This window comes from Alteromonas sp. K632G (assembly GCF_017653625.1).
GTDB classification, from domain to species: Bacteria; Pseudomonadota; Gammaproteobacteria; order Enterobacterales; family Alteromonadaceae; genus Alteromonas; species Alteromonas naphthalenivorans.
On sequence record NZ_JAGGDM010000009.1, the window covers coordinates 1 to 20,712 of the forward strand.

The following is a 20,712-nucleotide window of genomic DNA, read 5'->3' on the forward strand; positions in this document are numbered from 1 at the left end:
TTTAGCAACTGGCTGATATGCTATTTACGACAAAATCGCTCGGTAATTAGACCGACACAATCCCTTGGTAATCACACTAGGACAGATTAACTAGGACAGATTAACTAAAGAACATTGATCGCATTAATAGAGTCATTGCTTAGATATTGGTTGATGCGTTCTGATTGAATAACCATACCATCGATCGCTAAAGCAATTTGAGCACCTTCTGGTACATCCATTAATAGTCTCAGCTCTGCCGAGCGATTTGATTCTTCGTCTTTTGTACAATTTTTGTTTTCACAAGTACTCTGCGCAAGATGCCAGTTGTAACGAAAGTCATTTTCCAGTGAAGAAATGAGACTCTTATTGGTAGACAACTCATTAGATACAAATAGGATTGCGTTAGCTAACCCTTGATTTCCACTCTGTTTTAAACGCAATGTTTCATATCGTGCCCAATCCAGTTGTACTGGTGTAATACCATTGGTGAGTTGTTGCTTGAACTTTTTCAACGAGCTCAGATATACTTTTTGCCCGCCGAAATAATAAGAAGGCACTGACTGAGGGTTGTAATTTTGAACAATTTCTTTATTCAGTTGTTGCAACCTAAAATGTTCGTGGTTGAGGGCATCCGAACTTTTGCATTCAATTGGCTTGCGAGTAATAACGTCATCAAAAACGCCCTGACTAATCGGATCATCACACTCCATAATAGCTGCAACACGTTTGTCACTGTAATCACCCAAGATCGGAGACCAAAACATAAACACATTGTAGTCTTTGTATTTATCTAGCGCCTTCAGTGCACGAATGCAATAACCACAATTGGGATCTTTAAACACAATTACGCTGGGTGCACTCGGTTTCCAAGGCTCTATTAAAAAGTCACTATAAACCTCTGGGGTAGGGATTATTTTTGCGTTTAGTTCGTTTGTGTCATTTGCTTTAGCGAAACCACTATACCCCAACAAAATACTTAAAAAGAGTATTAGGTACTTCATACTGCTACAAGTCTCCATTCTTTAGCTTCTGCAGGATAGCCTTTTTCTTTGCTTCACGTGCTTCCTGGTTTTGTTCTATTATTTCTCTTTGCGCTGTTGGATCATCTAGTACATCGTTGAAAGAAGTAATAGCTGCAACAAGCTTCTCTTCAGATTCCTGTAGCATAGCATCGACATTAGCGTTGTTCTTCTCGGTGCTAGCACTCGCATTTTGTTCTGCAACTTTCGGACGATAATCAGGATACTCCACAGGAACATTTACGATATTACTATCCCTGTTCTTATCTATGGACTGTTCATCAAATTTTTCATTACCAGCAAGTGATTGCAGATTTTCGCTATGTTCACTATTTTCGCTGAAAAACAGGTAACCCAGTGCCGCTATAGCTAAGACACCGACACTTACTACTATGACTCCGTTTTTTTTTGTTTCCATTGTCTTTCCTTAAACGACTTACAAGGTTTGCGTTGTGAACGAATAACTTCTGCAACAATATGAATTTCCAACGCGGTCTTTAATATATCGTAAATAAATCGTAATTTGCGTATTTTGCGGCAACGGATTGGTCGGCCAAAAGGTAACGACATCACCATTGAATGAGAAAAAACCGTCGTAATAATTTGACCCCGAATAAATTCGAATCTCACCACCTGAATGATTAGACGTAATATTTCTAATATCAAGTGGCTCACTGAAAGTCATCTCGATAGGCGCATTAACCGCATTGCCTGTTGAGCTATGTGCTGGCGTCATAGCTGTAAGGGTTGGGTAAGAATTATCCACTACACCCGTGTTTTCAGTGGTAAACGCCAAGCGATACTCAGCAACTTCATTACCCGCTACATCACACACGCCCGCAACAAGTAGCTCATAATCTTCACCCGCCACCAGATATTCATCCGGCGTAAACGTAATCGTTCTGCGATCACTGCTCAGTGCCACACTGCCCGATACTGTACCTGTACTATTTTGGAGCGATACCGTCTCCTCATTCACACAGTGTGCCGCTAACGTCTCATCCAGAAACAGTCTCACCGGGGCATTCACTGGCACATCCGTTAACCCTTGCGACAGGTTGTTTGCTATCACACTCGGCGCCTGCGCGTCTTCACTGACACCTGCCGTAAACGTATACTGATGATAACTGCCCACGTTATTACCTGCGATATCCTTCAGGTAGCTACCCCAACTGATATACACGTAATAATGATGCCCTTCTTCTAACAATACATCCGGGGTTAACGTCACACGCTTACCGTCTGCACTTAGGCTCAATGTCGCAGCCTCATTGCGTTTTTCCGTATTGTTATACAACCTGAATGACTCACTGGTCAGTGATGTCGGGTCAATACGCTCACTGAAGTCTGCCGTAATCGTCGCATTCAATGCCACGTCCGTTGCACCACTTTTCGGGCTGTAACTCATCAATGACCCTGTTTGTGTATCGATACCCAGCTCTGTTGTGAAGTTGATATTGATGTCTTCTACCTGCACGTTATCTGCCAGGTCTTTCACACCGCTTACATTCAAGCTTAGCGTCTCACCCGCCGGAAGCAGGGTCACCGGGGTGAGCGTGACCAGCGCATGTGAGCTATCCAGTGCACGATTTACCGCAATCTGCTCACCGTTATGAGTCAGGGTAATGCCACCCAGTGATAAATGACTTATCGTTTCACTAAACTTCACTCTCACTCGGGCATTTACCGCCACGTCGGTTAAGCCTTCGTGCACTGATGTGCCTGTTACAACTGGTGCTGCTGTATCTTCTTCCAAACTGGTATAGAAGTAGAAGCTATCTGATGAGTTTGTATTACCACTGATGTCCGCCACACCGCCGAGCCGTGCATTAAACCGTCGACCTGCTGTCAGTACATTGTCTGGTACCCAAGTTATTGTCTTGCCATCCTGACCAATACTGGCACTACCCGCGACATGAACCGAACCATTGTTTACATCTCGTACATATACGGTGCTGCTGTTCACCGTGAGTGGATCAACAACCTCGTTCATTACCCAGATCACACTACTATTTACTGCAACTGTACTGTTCGAGTAGGGTAAATAAGTACTGTAATTCGGACTGGTCAGGTCTGGTCCTGTTCCGGTTGTAAAGGTTTCACTGTGTGAAACAACTTTATTGCCCGACAAGTCTTCTACCTGTGTAATTGTTTCTGTGTGTTCCGTACTCTCTGATAATGGTGAGTAACGGTGGTACAACACTTCGGTATTACTTGCACTGTACGAGATACTCATATCTGCTATGCGTTCGAAGCTGTATGGGTTAATCGCTTCATCAAAGCGCACGTGATAACGCGGATTCAATGCCACGTTTTCCATTCCCGTTGCCGGACTCATCGCAGTTACTCGTGGGGCCTGCAAGTCTTCTACCGCTACTTCACCTGTGGTGAAGCCATAACTGCGACTCCAGTACTGACGGTCACCATCTGTATCCAGAATGTTACTTGACAGACTCACATAATAGTAACTGTCAGCCGATAAGAGTGATTGCGGCGTGATTTCCACTGTACGTAAATCATCTGCCAGACTTATCGTAGCCGGAAAGGCACTGCCATCATTGTTGCGCATCACAATGAATTCATCAGTAATGGTAGTCTCATCCATATCTTGGTTATAAACGATACGCATGCTCGGATTTAGCGACACATTGGTTAAACCGTTACTTGGCAGATAAGCATTAGGCGTTGGTCGCACCCCTGCTGTTGCCGTAGTTGTCGCCATGCGGAACTGACCTTGATAATGGTTCATCGCATTACCTGAATCATCACGCGCTGTGCTATCCAGATAAACATGAACGAGTGCACCTTCTACAAAGGCTTCATCCGGTGTGAATTCGATTGCCTGACCTGATGCTGACAGCGTAATCTGTCCCTCTACCAGTACACCGTTTTCCGCTACATGGAAAGCATCATGTAAGGAACTTTCATCCATTGGCTCTGAGGTGTACATCACTATACTGCCAACACTCGGTACATTATTGGCACCACTGTTCGGGTATAGGCGTGAGACACTTGGCCTACCGTTGTCATTATCTACCACTGCTGTGCTAAATAGGCTGACATAATCCGCCATTGCATTACCGCTTAAGTCCTGCACATCGTCCGTGACGATTACTGACAGTGACTTTCCGGCTGGCCAGGTGCCACGCAAGGTGATTGTTTTACTGTCTGCAGAGCGGTAAACGCTCGGCGTAATAATGCTGCCCTCTGAATATAACTTGAAGTGATTACTGTTGACCGTAGCTGCATTTAACGATTCATTGAAGCTTAGTACGATTGGCGTACCTACTCCTATATCCATGGCTCCGTCTGCCGGACTGATACTGCTTACGGTTGGTGCCGTAGTATCAAGCTCGTCTTCTGTTGTGAAGTAATAATTCCAACAACATGCACTATTTCCAACTCTATCTTTGACGTAGTAAATACTTGTTCTGATTTGTGTACTACCCGGTAATGGCTCACTTGGCGTAAACGTCACCACGCTGCCTTCTACCTGATAGTCACCCGCTACATAACCACTTTGGCCATTCACCTGAACTCGCACTGCATCATTAATGTTTAGTGCATCGACTGCTTCGTTAAAGGTCACCACAATCGCTGTGTTAACTGATACATCTGATGTATTGTTTGTCGGTGTAACACTGCTTATTCTTGGGTAGGCAGTATCAACACTGCCGCTACTATCGGCTGTGAAGTCCATGCGATACTCAGCAACTTCATTACCCGCTACATCACACACACCCGCAACAAGTAGCTCATAATCTTCACCCGCCACCAGATATTCATCCGGCGTAAACGTAATCGTTCTGCGATCACTGCTCAGTGCCACACTGCCCGATACTGTACCTGTACTATTTTGGAGCGATACCGTCTCTTCATTCACACAGTGTGCCGCTAACGTCTCATCCAGAAACAGTCTCACCGGGGCATTCACTGGCACATCCGTTAACCCTTGCGACAGGTTGTTTGCTATCACACTCGGCGCCTGCGCGTCTTCACTGACACCTGCCGTAAACGTATACTGATGATAACTGCCCACGTTATTACCTGCGATATCCTTCAGGTAGCTACCCCAACTGATATACACGTAATAATGATGCCCTTCTTCTAACAATACATCCGGGGTTAACGTCACACGCTTACCGTCTGCACTTAGGCTCAATGTCGCAGCCTCATTGCGTTTTTCCGTATTGTTATACAACCTGAATGACTCACTGGTCAGTGATGTCGGGTCAATACGCTCACTGAAGTCTGCCGTAATCGTCGCATTCAATGCCACGTCCGTTGCACCACTTTTCGGGCTGTAACTCATCAATGACCCTGTTTGTGTATCAGTTTGAGTACCTGTGGTGAAAGAAGTTGATTGTGCAGATTCAAGCAGATTACCACTAAGATCAGAAATACCATCAACAACTAGGGTATAGCCTGTCTCAGGCTCCAAGTTTAACTTAGGCTTTAAGGTTGCTGTGCGCAGATCACTGCTATTGGTAAGGTCTACTGCAACAATTTCATCACCCTTAAAGAGTTGTATGTTCTTAGTTGAATAGCTGTTTATCGCTTCATCAAACCTCACATTCAACCTGGCATTAACAGGTACAGATGTTTCTCCTTCATTAACACTAATACTACTGATCAGTGGAGCAACACCATCAGCATCAAACGCTGTAGTAAAATAGTAATTACGGTTAGACATGGAATTACCAAAGAGGTCTTTAATTCCACTTCTCAAATATATTCTGTGTTGCCTTCCTACAAGAAACGCCGCATTAGGGGTAAAAGTGATAGTCGTGCTATCGTCCTTAACATCTATTAACCCTTCAATACGTTCCCTTGTCGAGTTATCTTCGATATAGAAGCTATCACTGGTTACACTTTCCGGGTCGATCCGTTCACTCATCACCACAGTTAATGCAATATTAACGGGAACGTCTTTTGCGTTGTGAACTGGGTTAATATTGCTAACAGTTGGTCTAACTGTATCAACAGTATTTCCGGTTTCGAAAGTAAACCGTTGTTCTTGTGCCAACGGATTACCTGCAGTGTCTTTTACAATACCGATAACAACTTCATGCACTGTGTAATCTGCCATTAGTGCATTAGGCGTAAACAATACCTGCGTATCACCGCCAATTAACTTAACATTACCCGGAACTGGTACTCCACCGTCTCCATACACACGGATAGAATTAGCGTTGACAGACTTACGCGATAGAGCCTCTGAAAAAGTAACAATAATAGCACTGTTTTCCGCCACCTCAGTTTCATCAGTAGTCGGCTCAGTTGCAACTGTGGTAGGCGCAATAATATCGGGGTTCGCTGGGTCGGTACCTGCTGCAACCTCATCGCCGTCTTTTCTGCCATCGCCATCGGAATCCTGATTGTTAGGGTTAATCCCACGCGCTACTTCTTCCCCGTCTATCAGACCATCCCCATCGGTGTCAGGGTTATTGGCGTCCGTCATCCAGGTGTTAGCTTCTTCTTCATCACCGAGACCGTCACCGTCTTCATCATTTTGCACTTCAAGCGTAACGGTAACCGTTGTTGTACTGTTAGAGCCCAGATCTGTTGCTACTGCTTTAACCGCAATATTTCCAACATTCTGAGGAACAGTGAAAGGAACGGAATACGGATAGGTAGTGTCCTGTGCAACGAGCAAATTATTGACATAAAAATCGACTTTGCCAACGGCAATGTCATCCTGTGCATCTGCAGTTAACGTTAGTCTTGCCCCTTCAACTGTAACGCCGTCTGTTGCAGGCTCAACTAGCGAGACAGTTGGAGGTATTCCATTCGCATCGTTTAGCTCTCTATATTGCGCGATAAACAGTTTCGTATCGCCCGTCGCTTTGTAGTCTGAGCCCACAACATATCTTTCTTCTGTAATAAAAGCATGGGTTGCGTTAAGCGCAATACCGGTACCTGCGTAATCACCTAAAGGAGAAAGATTGATCGTATCCTGGAAGAATGGTTCGTCAGGATTTTTAGTATTCACATAAGCAACAACATTTGGGAATAATTGCTCAGCAAAAAAGGTAAAGCCATTTGTCACCGCAACATCGCGTGGAACGAAGGTCCTGTCTCCGCCTTTGAGTTCCAACATTCCAGCATCCGTGATCTTATAAATACGATAGCCAGTGCTGTAAGCTGCAACATAAACATATTCATTACTGATTTCGACGTCTTTAACTGTGCCGATATTAACCGAAGAAAGGTGTAATGGCGCTGATGGGTCTTCAATATCAAATAAGGATAACGTTGTTCCACCCACGGCGACCATAAAGTTGTTTTCTACAGCAATACCTTTTACATCGGTAAGGTGTTCGGTAGAACCAATTGCAAAAGGTTTGTTAGGATTCGCAACATTGAATATTTCGATACCGGCAGAGCCATCCGCAACAAAAACGAAGTCTCCTTTTACCGATAAGTCTTGCGCAGTGCCAGCAGTGTCAAGTTTTGATACAATTTTCGCGTTTTCAGGTTCAGATATATCTACTATTTGCACACCCTCAGAACCGTCAGCCAAATAAGCGTAGGATCCAACTGCTTTAACATCGATGCTAATACCCTGTGTATCTACACTTCCAATGATTTCAGGATTCAAGGTATCTACGACGCTAATCACTTGCAGCCCAGAATCGCCAGCGGCTATATAAGCTAAGTTACCTTGAATATCGACATTATTTGCGTAGCCCGGAATAGACACCGTAGATTGCACAACTGGATCGAACTGAGTCACCGTCACATTAACAACGAAACTCTCGTCACGGTTGGTCACCGTTATTGTCGTTTCGCCTGATTGACCCGCAAAAATTTCGCCGTCTGATAAGCCGAAGTTAGCAATGGTTATATCGTCGGTAGTATAGCGAGTACCACTAGATTGCTGAGTTAAATCTACAGAAGTGCCGTCAAGCATGTAGCCTGTGACAGAAAGCTTGCCGCTAGCTTCACCATCAATGGCATTATAAGTTAGGAGTAAGTTCTCTGGGGATACCGTTATGAAATCAAGATAGTCTGTCAAATTGCCGCTTTCTGAATCATTCGGATCTGAACCACCGGCTATTTCCAGTCCATCAGAAATACCATCTCCATCGGAGTCAGCTAAAAGCGGATTAGTAACAAAACCATTCGTTCCACCAGTAAGTTCTTCTAAATCAGTAAGACCATCACCATCTGTGTCGGCTTCAAAAATGTTGGTACCCGCCTGATACTCTTCGAGCGCCGATAACCCATCGTTGTCGTGATCTTCTAACGCATCAATTGGGTCATTTGGATTAAGTCCAAGCGCACGTTCTGCATCATCCGGAATTCCGTCTGAATCCATATCGCCACCGATTCTGACTTCTACTCGACGGCTTGCTAGCACGCCATCCTTCCTAGCACTTATGAGTGCAACACCATTAGCTCTAGCTGTAACCACACCGTCTGTACTAACAGAAGCAATCGTCTCGTTTGTACTTGAGTAGTTTGTTCCTTTGTCCCCTGCAGTTAAGTCATCTACACTGCCATCGGCAAAAAAACCAGTGACGGTTAAAGGGAAGGTTTGTTTTGGATTGTCTAGAAGGAGCGTATCCGTTGTCGAAAAACGCAATGATACGGGGATAGGATCCAATTTTTCAAACTTGATATCACCAACTTTTGTAATGCCGTTACGTACCACATTAAAATAATCACTTTGACCAGAGACGGTGCGGCCATCTTCCAGTTTACAGGTCGCTCTGGCTCTGATTTGCCCCATATTGGAAGGAACGTTTGGTAAAGCCCAGCCACCATCTTCACTTACTTGAATGGTACGATTTAAAATATTTATGACACAGTTTTTATCAAGCTCTGTTGCATTAGTCTTGAGAAAAAATGCTGAAAAACATAAACCAGTGAGTAAAAGTAAGTTTAATTGTCCCTTTCTCATCTCTATCCCTGCGACACTCATTGTGGTGTATATTGGTTAACTTAAACAAGCAACTTTACTGCAATTGCAATCATTTTAATGTGAGCAAAACTAATTATTGGTGGTGTCAAGCCTCTAGACTTTCCACTTCTAATCCCAGTATTTCAGCGAGTACATCTGAATCATTTTGGATTTGGTGATAATCACTGTGATACATTAAAACAACTCTTTTTTGGTTATTGGTTAGAACGCTTAGTTCAAAACAAGTGAGTGGCGACTCAGTACTATATATTCGAGTTGTAACAAGCAGAAGCTTTTCAAACGAATCAAAAGCAACTTTAGTTTTCGGGCTATTCGAACTGCCGACATTCAGCACTCTTTCGTTTAGGTCAAAATAGAATTTTCTTCTGCTTCTTCTGCATATAAAGGCCGTACCTAAACTAAAGAGTCCCCCCAGTGTAAACACGACAATAACGAATTCGGTTTTCGAATCAAGGTTTGGCTCCAACTGCCAAACTTTAACCGACATAAATATGCACACTGTCCAACAAAATATGTGTAATCCCCATTCAAACAAATAACTTCTGAGGTTAGGAGTGATAGCGACTACATCTTTATTTATGTTCAATTTGGCGTTGCAATAACTAGAAGCAACTAGGTTGCCTGTAGCATCAATTTCGTCGCCCGCTTTCAAATTTAAGCTCTCTTATTAACGATAGAAGCCATTTTTCTATAAAACTCTGGAGAATTAACAATCTCTTGAAGTTTAAAGTTGTTTGGTGTTTGTTTTAGTTTTTTAGTTTTTCGATCCAAAGTAATAATAACTAACTGCTGTTGATTTAGTAGTGAAGCAGTAATGATGACGTACATTTCATTTCTAGCATGAAGTACACCCTCAACTTTCACTTCATCAATTTTGGACAACCTGTCCAAATAAGCAACAGGCGTGTAGTTGCTTAGGCTATAACCCAAGCGAGGATCTATCACAGGAATAAGATTTCTCGTAGAAAAATCGAGCCAATGGGCATCTAAAGACGTTTTATATGTCTTTTCTTTAACTATTCTTTTTACTGTATCTCCGCGCACAGCCCAAAGTTCTCTCAGGAATGACTCTAAATGTGTGAACTGAACATTCTTATCTTGTAGTTTACTTTTTTTATCTGCATTAAAGTTCAATGGCTCGTTCAACCACTCAACTTCAAAATTAAAAACGAGCGCATTTTGATTAGAATCACTAATTGGCTTGGGTCTATAGCTAACAGAGTATGGCAGGTTTGGCACTTTTTTTAGTGGCTTAGCGTAAACATCTGTAAGCACACTGGAGAAGATAGAACTCGAAGTTTTCCCATTAAGCAATAAATTGCTGATGTGGCATTGGCTATTTTCTGCACATATAACCGCCTCGTACCAGCTCATAACTTTCTGAGGAGCTTCGGTGAACCAATCAACAATAAAAAGTTCGTAATCTCCCCAAAACAATTTGTGAGTGGCATCAGCTTTTCGCAACTTAGCAAACCCCTCGAATTTATCAGGGATATTATTCAGTTCTCTACTCATCCAAGAATAAGAACCATCTTTAACATACGACAACTTTCGCAACTTTGCCTTGTCGTTTTCCTTCGCAAGTGTGTAATACCTAGATAAGGTTTGAATACTGTTTTTAGTATCGCTCTCATTCAACGACAGTTGAGTTTTATGAAACAAATTATCTACAACAATGCTACCAGCAACTGAAACCTCACCTCTGGGCGATTCGGCCAAAATAAATGAGGTTCTCTTTTGCTCTGCTAATGCACCAATTGAATATGAGCTTAAGAAAATACAAAAAAATAAAGCTTTAAAAATTCTCGTGCTATCCACACGTACCTCCTGAACCAGCCTCACCAAAAGTTACTGAAACTTCGTTTTGATATTGATATTTATATAACCCACCTACTTCAACTTTATACTGAGCATTTGCTTTAAACTCCGCTTTGCCATAGCTATAGCTATAACAATCAGAGCTGGTGCATTTTTCACCTTTATAGTCTTTGTAATCTGCAGAAGCACCAACATTAATAGTTGATGAAGCTTCAGCTTCACCTGCAATTAATTTGTCACAGTCTTGTTCATTAAAAATATTACAGTATTCGACCGCGCCTGCGACCTTTGCAAAAACACCTAAAGCTAGCGACCCTGAGGTTCCGAGCTTCAATAAACCGCACGTTTCTGGGTCACACTCTGATTCTTCTGTTGAACCAGATGCAGAAACACCTAAATTACCTTTCGCACCAGGCCCAAACTCAACCTCACCACCTAGTTTAACTGGGCCATAGGTTTTGATTGGCAACTTATACAATAGGCCTAGTCCAGGAACAATAAAGGTCGCTTCCAGTGAACCTGAGCCCTTTAATTCGGTTTTAGTGTATGGTTTCGGGTTTTTGCCAATAGAGCAATCTTTGCAGCACTTTTCACCACTTTCTTCGTTTAATGCAAATGAACCTTTCATTTCAAGCTTTGCGTACGGCATACCATTGTTTAAAACATCAAGTCCTTTTAACAAAGGGTGATCGCCTTTTACCTCAATGGACTTTGTTATTTTTTCATTACTTGCTTCACAATGGTTTCCACAACTTCCATCTTTACAGGTGTAACACGCTTTAGCATCGGAACCGTCACCACATTCCTGTTTATTCTTACTTTCATCTGGCACTTTTTCACCGCCAGAGCACATTCCGCACTTTTTGTCGTCTTCAGATATATCTCCATCATCTGGAACATCAAAAATTGGATTTTCCCCATCGCACCCTGGCTTTTTGCAATCGTATTTCACATCTGCACTTACCGGAATGTCGCCCGGATTTGGTTTAGAGCCCTTGCACAACTGTGTTTTACAATCTTCTGGCGTCTGCTGAGAACGAGGTTTATTATCCTGTGCAGGATCTCTTACACATGAACTGCCTTGACACTTCTGACACTCTGGACAGTTGTGGGCTGTACCTGAACCGCCCGGCTGTGAACCACAGTGCCAGCCTGCTTTCACAACACCCACACCAGGGTTGGATGAAACAACTGAGCCATCTTCCGAAACTGTACCCAAACCTATAGCTACGAATTCTTCTAAGTCGTGATCAAAAGAATACATTTCAACCTGTGCACCTGGCGCATGGCCATCTACATTAGGTAGCGTTAATTTCGCAGCAGGAGAGAAGGTCGCGCCAACTGGCTGGATTGTTACGATGAATTGAGGTTGCATGCCATTGGGCGGCGCCATTGGTACTTTTGAAGCATTTACAGGTGTGACTGAAATAATCCCTTCACGCGAACCGTCTGGGAATGTCACTGAATCTTTTGCGATTTCCAGTTTAAATCCTGGGAAGTTATCAAGAGTAAGTACTACGTCTTCTTTACCCGCATACACACCATTATCTGTGTCTAGTTTGACCATGTAGATCGGGCCAGAAAGTGGGTTGTCCACACCTGACACGGTTACAATATGATAGCTTAACGTCGGATACTCACCAAAAGCAGTCGTGGTTGAGCCATCCACGATTAAATGAACCGGTCCAACTGGCGCTTGATTAACAGTGAACTGACCTTGTTGATCTGTAAATGCGGTCCTGTCTGTGCCTTCTATACGCACCGTCACACCGGGCAAAGGTTTGTCTTGATTGTCCAGTACAACACCACTTACGCTAGTGATTCCGGCGTCTGCTGGTACAAATGCTGTCGCAGAGAAACCTGCCAATAAATCCATACCCTCAAGCGAGTCAATCAATACAGCTTCAACGCGCTGGGCATCTATGCCCGTAAGTGAACCTAAAGTAAGTTGCGCCGACGCACGACCATCGCTGTCGGTCGAGGTTTCATAGCTGCTTTCTTCATTTTGGAAAGCACCCTCGCCTTTAATCACATCAAATCGTACACGTGCTCCTTGCACTACATTGGCACCACTGTCTGTTACTGCAACAACAAACGGAGCTGGTAAGGTTTGTCCTACAACACCACGCTGATTATTACCTGAGTTAACGCTGATTTTGTCGCCCGTTACGCTGGTTGCTGAAGCAGGGAAAACAACCTCGTTTTCAACCCCAACAACTTTAGCGCGAACCTTATGGTTAGCGACACCTGTGCGATAGCCCACCTGAAATTCAGTGCGCGCCATACCTTCAGCGTCAGTCGTCGCAATGATAGCTCGGCCGGATGTTTCTGGCGTGCTGCCAACAATTCCCGCACCTTGCGTTACCCTGAAAACAACAGTTGCATCTGCGATTGGCGCATCAGAGCCATCAACCAATTTTACAATTAGTCGTTCAGGTAGTTTATTGCCGATTTGTGCAGTCTGGTTTTGGCCACTTACCAATACTAAGCGTTTATCTGTTGCAATTTTGTAGATAACTTTTTGCGATATAGATGCGCTGTTGCCTGATTCATCGATAGCGGTAACCGTAAGAACATTTTCGCCCTCGTTTAAGGGCACATCCGTTGCGGCATAGCTACGGTTAGACACGGTCGCTTTAATGCCATTAACTTCAACCGTTGCCTGTTCTTCAGAGACGGTTCCGCGCACAATATCATTAACTAGGCCTGTTACAGTTATTTTGTCACTGTAAACTTCTTGTGCTTCTGTATGAGATTCGATTGTTATGTAAGGAGGGGTTAAGTCCAGTGATACAGAAATAGAATCGGTTGTTTGCTCACCACTTGCATTGGTCGCTCGTGCTACGACGGTATTAAATCCTTCGATTAGTTCAACATTGGCACTAAATTGTTTGCCATCATGCGCAATGACTGCACCATTTAATGTTAATTCCGCATTTTCCTGATTAATAGTACCCGTAACATTTACTGGCGAACTTCCAAAGGTGGACAACGTGGTGGGTGAAAGGATATCCACTTCCAGTGCTACAGGCTCTAATGATACCTGAACATAGGCAGAGCCACTGATATCGAAACTGCTGCGCCCACCAACAATAGTGATGGGACCAACCGTCAAGCTTTGACCGGGTTCCAGTATCTGGTTTTGCGGAAGTGCTACAACATAGTCCAGTTCGCCTAACTCGCCGTCAGCATTGCCAACCGATATAGTAGCTGGCGTAAGCGATTCGATAACAAAGCGGACCGGGCCGTGTATCGGTTCATCACTATTGTTTGTGATTTGTGCCGTAACGGTAGCATCGGGTGAGCGCCTACTACGTGTTGGGTTATTCCAGCTTACTTCTATATTTGTATCTTTTACCCAACCATCTGAATTCGCTTGCGCATTCGCCTTACCTACGTTCACGAGTAAAGCAGCAACCGAACAAACGAATATGAAAAGTAGTGACTTAACCGTGTTCAAACTTTTATCTCCCTGATAACTCGATCTTTTAAAAGAACGAGCGTCTTCCTTAAAAAGGACCTAATTAGCCCCTATAATAAATTTGTTTTTTGTTTACGCAGACTTGCGACAACGAGCTAACAGCGTGAGGCCAACGAGTAACATAATGAAGGACTCTGGTTCCGGCACAGGCACCGGCGTGTTATTGTAAGTAAAGAGGACATTGTCTACTGAGTAGGAAAGATTAAAACCATCATCTTCATCGGCAAGTTCAAATGAGATGGCAATTCCTCGGCCTAACCAATCACTCATATCAAATAAGAAGGTTTCAGCTACATTTCCAAGTGCAGGAATTTCAAACACAGCATCAAAGGTGTAGTCAACCGCATCATAAATTGCCAAAAAAAGCGTGTCACTGAAAGCAGAGCCGCCTTGCTCTGTTGGATCAAAAAGCATACTTAGTAGCGCCGCATCGACACTTAACATTGATACATTAGGGTCAACCATGATTGGAGAATCAAAAAGGAAGCTTCCATCATCACCTTGTATTAGGACGGCTGCAAACGGGTCAGTATTATCACCTGATGATAAAATAGCCTGACCGTCATTCTCTGTCACTGAGCCAGTGAAACTCGCGTCGCTCCAGTCATTCAGTCCTGATGAAAAATCACCATTATTAATTAGGGTCGCAAGTGCTGCCGTACTAAAAAAGAGAGATTGCACAAGACATAAAAGCACAATACAGGCTTTAGTTATTTTACTGCTTTCCATAAACCGCATCCATTCTGTTATTATTTTTTCCGTACAAATTACGCCCAGCCTGCACCCACGGGGTCGTATTTCATGAACCTTAAGACCTAGTGCAAATCATCGACGTATGAGTAAAGCACTAGAAATTGTATATTTTTCACACCAACAGGTAAATATTACACTTGTCACTTTTTCAAGTAAAGAATATTCTTTTTTCTTGTTGCTATTCTGTGAACGGAATAGACTTTCGTTAAAGGCATCTTCCCCGTAAAGTGTTACAGTTTATTGAAAAACAAGGATTGTTGTGAAAAAAGCTCTTCTTAATATCAAAGTACTACCTACCTTTGGATTGATAAGTGTTATCTGTTTATCACTAAATCTCATTTTTGATTTTACTTTTTCGACAACCTCCAAGTCAGTAAATCCTATCAGTTTTCAAACTGAGCAAACGCCTGTTCAATTTGTAGAATCAGCCGTTGTAAAGGGCATCATGTTCAAACATATTCAGCGCACTGAAAAGCTATCCGGTATCAAAGATGCAATGGGTTCAGGTGTATGTGTCATAGATTTCAATCAAGATGGGTATGAAGATGTATTTGTTGTGGGTGGCGAAGGCGTTACTCGTCGATATGGAAAACAACATTGGTGGAACAACCCGACAGGTTCCAAGCTTTATCAGAATATCGCCGGACAGTATTTTACAGATGTCACCACCTTAGCAGGAGAAGCGCAGTTACCTGGTGGATATGGCTGTGCTGTTGGCGATTTGAATGACGATGGATATCCAGAGCTAGTTTATGGTAAAACTAACGAATTAATCTTGCTCACTAACATAAATGGCAAAACTTTTAGTCGGTCCACAATAGGTGAGATCCCAAAACCTTACTGGCCGCTATCGATCACTATTTGGGATCACAATTTAGATGGCAAGCAGGATATTCTCGTCGCCAACTTTCTAGATTATGAGAATGACATAAAGATAGGGAACCAGGAATACGGTTATGAAACCGATTCGCAATTTAATGCTGAAAACTACAATGGATTAAGAAACGCAATTCTGCTGAATAGCGGTACCCAAGCCAACACACCTACTCCTCTATTCGAAACTCTGCAACTATCAAGTTATGACCGAACTTTAAGTATTATACCCAAACAAATTATTGCCGGAAATAAGTCCGCTTCAAGCGGCTACTATATTGCAAACGGCTCAGGTTCAAATTCAGACTTTATTGGTTTTGGCGATAACCAGTCAAGTGACCTCTTTACCAAACTATTGAGTTTTAAGAAGTCCCCCAACGTTCAACTCAGTTCTATAAAGGTTGCAGATAAAACTGCATTGTTGTTCATCCCCTTTGGAGGGGGAAGCACTCAATTGCATTTGGCAGGTGAACAAGTAAACAAGGACAGAGCTTGGCAATTATTCGCAACGTCCGATAAGGACGCTTCAGTGCAATCTTGGGGAGCAATTGTTGAGGATTTAAATAATGATGGCCGTGAAGACTTCATCATAGCAAAGGGCAACGCAGAACCCCATATTGACACCCCTTATGTGCCAGTAGGAAATGTCAATTCCGGAAGACTTCAGATAGCCAATGGGCGATTTGAGTCAACTTTATTTTCCCAGTTTCCCACACTAAAACGTTCCTCCCGAGGGATCGCGTCTGCTGATTTTGACAACGATGGGAAACTTGATTACGCCGTAAACAACAATAATGGTGCGCTGTCACTGTATATGAATCGCACTGACACCAATAATAATTGGATATCTTTCACCTGTCAGCCAATAAACCTCTGTAATCTAGTAGAATTTACTTTAAACACTGAGTCAAACACGCAGTTAGCAACCAAGACATTAGTGAAGCCTCAGCCCTTTCTGTCTTCAAGCCAACGCAGGGTGCATTTCGGCCTAGGTCAATTTGAATCTAACGTATCTCTTAAAGTGACAGGACCTGATAACAAAAATATTTTTGAAAACTTAGCACTAAACAACATTTATCAGTTGAGTTTGGCACAAGGCAAGATCGACATTATCTCGAAAAAAACAAGAAGCCATACTGACTCAATTGAGGCCGGCCATTACAATTTTTTTGCGTATATAGATTTACCGGTAAATGAACTTATTCCCGCGCTATCGCAAACAATTGATCCCTCGCTTAGCTCACTGCTGACATTTGCCAGACAATTAAACCATGATAAATTTGTAACAGTGAAAACTTCGCAGGCGAGAAGTCAGGAAGTCATCACATTAATCAGTTGGTTATTTAACCAGATGCAGCGATTTCCGCCATCGCAGCAGCGTGGTGAACTTTATGCCATGCTTATTGAGTTAATCAGTAAAACCGAAAGTGATCTGTTTGTAGAACACTTGGATTATTTGATTCGTTCACTGCCAGAACCACAATTTTGCCAACTAACAGATAACCTTAATTACTGGTTCTGGGAAGAAGAGGTGGCTCCATTAAATAAGCCAGTACTGAAGTCTCAGTTATTGCACCGCGCGCTGAGAACGCCCTTCGAGTCTGAGACAATTTGTGCGCTTCATGCTTTGAGCGCGAGCGAAGACCCAACAATAGGCGCTTCGCTCATGGCATTTCTTCGCCAGGACCAACAGAATCAACACGCATCAAACGCCCTAATTGCATCCGTCATTAGAACAATTGGCTTTTTGAAGTACCGAAAAGCACTAGCCCCATTAACGCAGATCTGTTCCAACGTTAACGAACCGGTTCTTAAAGCCGAATGCGTAGTGACGTTAACTAAACTTGACGTAAAACCTGGCAGGATAAAATCTATTGTTGAGCGGACTGAAAATGATGAATTGGTATTCAGGCTTCATACTGACAGACTTGTTTTACAAAACGTTTTTGGGCCCACAATAACGACGGAATCGGACCCAACTAAAACTTCGTGGGTCAGCACCTACCTTAATTCGACTCTGTTTAGTCATTTTTCCATCGCCCATACTATCGATATTGTCTCAGCAGCAACAGAGCAGGATAAATTGCGAGCGATAAGTCAACTCAATCGGTTGCGCTCAGAAAAGGATATTGAACGCATTATCTTAAAAATGAACCAACTCGGTCTGCCCCTATCTGAAGATTACTCACAGTTTCTACTAGAGCATTATCCTGAGCAATCTTGGTTTATTCCTTACTTAACTTTGCAAAGCTTACAGTCCTTTTTCGAAAACCAAGATTTAAACCAGTACTCCCCAGCATTTCGGTCAGCTATATCAAAAGAGTGTCGTATTCGCGCTTCTTTAACAGAGTATTGTAAGCAACGCTTTGAGCCAGACATGAAGTACCTTAGAAGTGGTTTTAGTGCTATCTTGGAAGACAACCCCATGGCACTTAGTTACTTGATGCAATCCGACTCAAAGGTGAAAAAACGGGTAGTGATAAATCAACTGGCCCGTGCTGCGCGAAATGTACACAAAGAAGGGTTAACAGAACAAAGCCCACAGCTGACCAGAATTTTTGAGTTTTTGTATCTTCAGCACAGTTACACCGGTGTCTCTACTAATCAGGTAAATAATGTTTGGATTGCTAGCTTTATCCGTTACGCGCAAGCTAAAGGTTATGTACTTGATTCGCAGTGGCGCCAGCATTATGTGCTCGCATCAAAAAAAACTACTGACTCGCTGGTGCTTTGAGCACTTTTACGCTGACACTGTCTCGTGCAATATCTATAATTGGATTCGTATCAACTGATTGTTTTAGATTAACCCAATCTAAATACTTCTGGTTGAGTTTGCGAAACTTAAGTGTGGCTGAAATAGTAAGTGGTGATGTGGCCCAGTCTGGCACTATGAGATCAAATTCTACGACGTCAGTAGACCCCGCAGGGATCACATTAACATAACTTCGCCCAACCATATTGAACAAGTCGTGACGCCATACTTCTTTACCGTGTCTGTCGATTGCGATTTCTTTGTAAACAACCGTGTCTGCCCCCAAGGACCCGTCTGTTTGCAACTGACCACTGGAGGTGACAAGACGTTGCTGTCCGTCATATACCTTAAAGTCAATCCAAGCTTCATTTAAGTCTATGGTGCCACCGGGAAAACTATGCCCAACGCCTTGATTCGTCAATAACACTTTGATTTTTTTGTGCTCTCCCCGATACATCGCAACCGGATATTTGTGCTGGTTTCTCAGCTCAGCTTTAAGGTACAGTGCGCTTTGTTTGGCCTGCTCATCTTCGGGAGGCTCAATCGACAACTGAATTTTGTCTTGCTGCAGAAATTCTTTGGTCATTTCAAATAATGTTTCGTTACCGAAATGTTTCGCCAACATTACGTTGGCACCGACAAAGTAGTGAGAACGTACTTGCCCTGCGCCATCGGCTGCGATGTCGTCAGCCTTTATCATCGGCATGTGGCAGTCTTGGCATTGTTTGTTTTGTGGATGAGAAAACCTCAGCTCTTTAGGCGAATTAAACTTACTGTTTGACCAGGCTAGAAATTCATCCTGCATTTTTACCCAGCCCCAGTTATTCATGGATTTATCCATAAACTGGATATGACATGAACTGCAAAATTGCGACTCTTGCAGCAGCGGTGATAAGAGATCCTTCGCATGACGCTGTGGAACCAACTTTAGCGCCTGTTGATGTAAAAAATTAAGAGGCCATACATCCACATTGGCAAACAGATATGATTCTCTGGGGGAAAAATGATAACTTGCCACCCCTTCTGAGCTAGTTAAGTGACTCACGCCATGACATGACATGCAGCTGATCCCTTCTTTGTTTGCAACAGTACCTAGTTTACCTCCATGGCTCCCCCCCGGTGTTAACTGTCCAGTTAACAAAGCCACTGGTGCGTGACACCCCTCACAATATCGGGTTGATGCAATGCCCTTAGATTCCGTCAGCAAATTTACGTTTCGTACGTATGTAGGGTCATCCGCCGCATGTCTATGCGTAGAAGCCATCCATTGCTCACCTATCCCTTTATGGCATTCAATACATTGTGCAGATTCTGCAATATGCCTTCGTTGTACAAAAGTACCACTCTCGGTCATAGTTAAGCTGGGCAAAAAAGGACCGTCGCCATAAGCATAAAGATAATCGTCCACCGTATTATTTGGGTAGTTATTTTGGATTAAGTAGTTTCCAGTCAACAGGGTAATGGTGACAGCACATGCAACCCCTATTACAACTAAAATAGGTTTGATTATTTTATTAGAAAGCGTAACAAACCCGGACGGAACACTTGAACGTCTGTTGCTTGGGAATGTTATGTAATGCCAAATTAAATGAACGACTAACAGGAAAAGCGTTAGGATTGCACACACTATGTGGCTGTCGAGCAACCAAGCTTGTTTTTTTAATACTCCGGTAAAACTGATCAGAACACCTGTTAGCGCGAGATAGCAGATTGCAAGAAATAAAATCACGCCAATAATGATCGAGCCAGTCCGTCGAAAACCCACCGTTCGTTTAAAATGCTTATAGGAGTAAAAAAAGAAAATGGCACCAATTACATAACCTGCAAACAGGTGCACAAGGGCTAGCGCCTGACGAAGCCATCCCCAACTTAGGTTCAGCGCATAAGAAGTAAAACCACTAACAACGAGAATTAAGAAAAGGGCAATAAAGCCGTGTAATAGAGAAATTTCCTGTTTATGTTTGTCTGATATTCCCACTACGGCACGTCCATGTTACTTCTGGCCTTGTTTATTGAGCATGGAAATATATCAAGGGGAGGTTGGAACAGCCAGTTTTAATTTTATCGGTATGGCAACATGAAGTCATGTGATCGAACAATAATAGCG

At 43.1% G+C, this 20,712-nt stretch carries 9 protein-coding genes; 1 reads left to right on the forward strand and 8 read right to left on the reverse strand.

Features of this window, described 5'->3' with window-relative positions; all coding sequences use genetic code 11:
* Positions 1-104: 104 nt before the first annotated feature.
* The 7 genes from J5X92_RS10285 to J5X92_RS10315 all read right to left on the reverse strand — a co-directional run bounded on the left by J5X92_RS10285 (position 105) and on the right by J5X92_RS10315 (position 14,956).
* Positions 105-983, reverse strand: a complete 879-nt coding sequence (locus J5X92_RS10285) for a thioredoxin fold domain-containing protein (protein ID WP_013783272.1) — start codon at positions 981-983, stop codon at positions 105-107.
* 4 nt (positions 984-987) lie between these two features.
* Positions 988-1,419: a hypothetical protein gene (locus J5X92_RS10290; protein WP_126874112.1), complete on the reverse strand. Its 432-nt coding sequence runs from the start codon at positions 1,417-1,419 to the stop codon at positions 988-990.
* An 18-nt stretch (positions 1,420-1,437) separates the two neighbouring features.
* A complete protein-coding gene (locus tag J5X92_RS10295) occupies positions 1,438-8,907 on the reverse strand; it encodes an Ig-like domain-containing protein (protein ID WP_208805675.1) in 7,470 nt (2,489 codons plus the stop codon).
* A 106-nt stretch (positions 8,908-9,013) separates the two neighbouring features.
* The gene (locus J5X92_RS10300) at positions 9,014-9,580 is read right to left on the reverse strand and encodes a hypothetical protein (RefSeq protein WP_013783269.1); all 567 of its coding nucleotides are present in this window, start codon (positions 9,578-9,580) and stop codon (positions 9,014-9,016) included.
* 2 nt (positions 9,581-9,582) lie between these two features.
* Positions 9,583-10,746 (reverse strand): hypothetical protein, encoded by a 1,164-nt coding sequence (locus tag J5X92_RS10305; protein ID WP_013783268.1) that lies wholly within the window; start codon positions 10,744-10,746, stop codon positions 9,583-9,585.
* Positions 10,739-14,206, reverse strand: a complete 3,468-nt coding sequence (locus J5X92_RS10310; RefSeq protein WP_013783267.1) for a carboxypeptidase-like regulatory domain-containing protein — start codon at positions 14,204-14,206, stop codon at positions 10,739-10,741. The genes J5X92_RS10305 and J5X92_RS10310 overlap by 8 nt, the downstream gene beginning before the upstream one ends.
* 93 nt (positions 14,207-14,299) lie before the next feature.
* A complete protein-coding gene (locus J5X92_RS10315) occupies positions 14,300-14,956 on the reverse strand; it encodes a PEP-CTERM sorting domain-containing protein (RefSeq protein WP_013783266.1) in 657 nt (218 codons plus the stop codon).
* 283 nt (positions 14,957-15,239) lie between these two features.
* Between J5X92_RS10315 and J5X92_RS10320 the strand changes: the two genes are divergently transcribed.
* Positions 15,240-18,587: a CRTAC1 family protein gene (locus J5X92_RS10320; protein ID WP_208805676.1), complete on the forward strand. Its 3,348-nt coding sequence runs from the start codon at positions 15,240-15,242 to the stop codon at positions 18,585-18,587.
* On the opposite strand, the gene J5X92_RS21030 is transcribed toward J5X92_RS10320, so the two are convergent.
* Positions 18,565-20,583 carry a multiheme c-type cytochrome gene (locus J5X92_RS21030; protein WP_208805677.1) on the reverse strand — a complete coding sequence of 673 codons (2,019 nt, stop codon included), beginning with the start codon at positions 20,581-20,583 and terminating at the stop codon, positions 18,565-18,567. The genes J5X92_RS10320 and J5X92_RS21030 overlap by 23 nt on opposite strands.
* Positions 20,584-20,712: the final 129 nt, after the last annotated feature.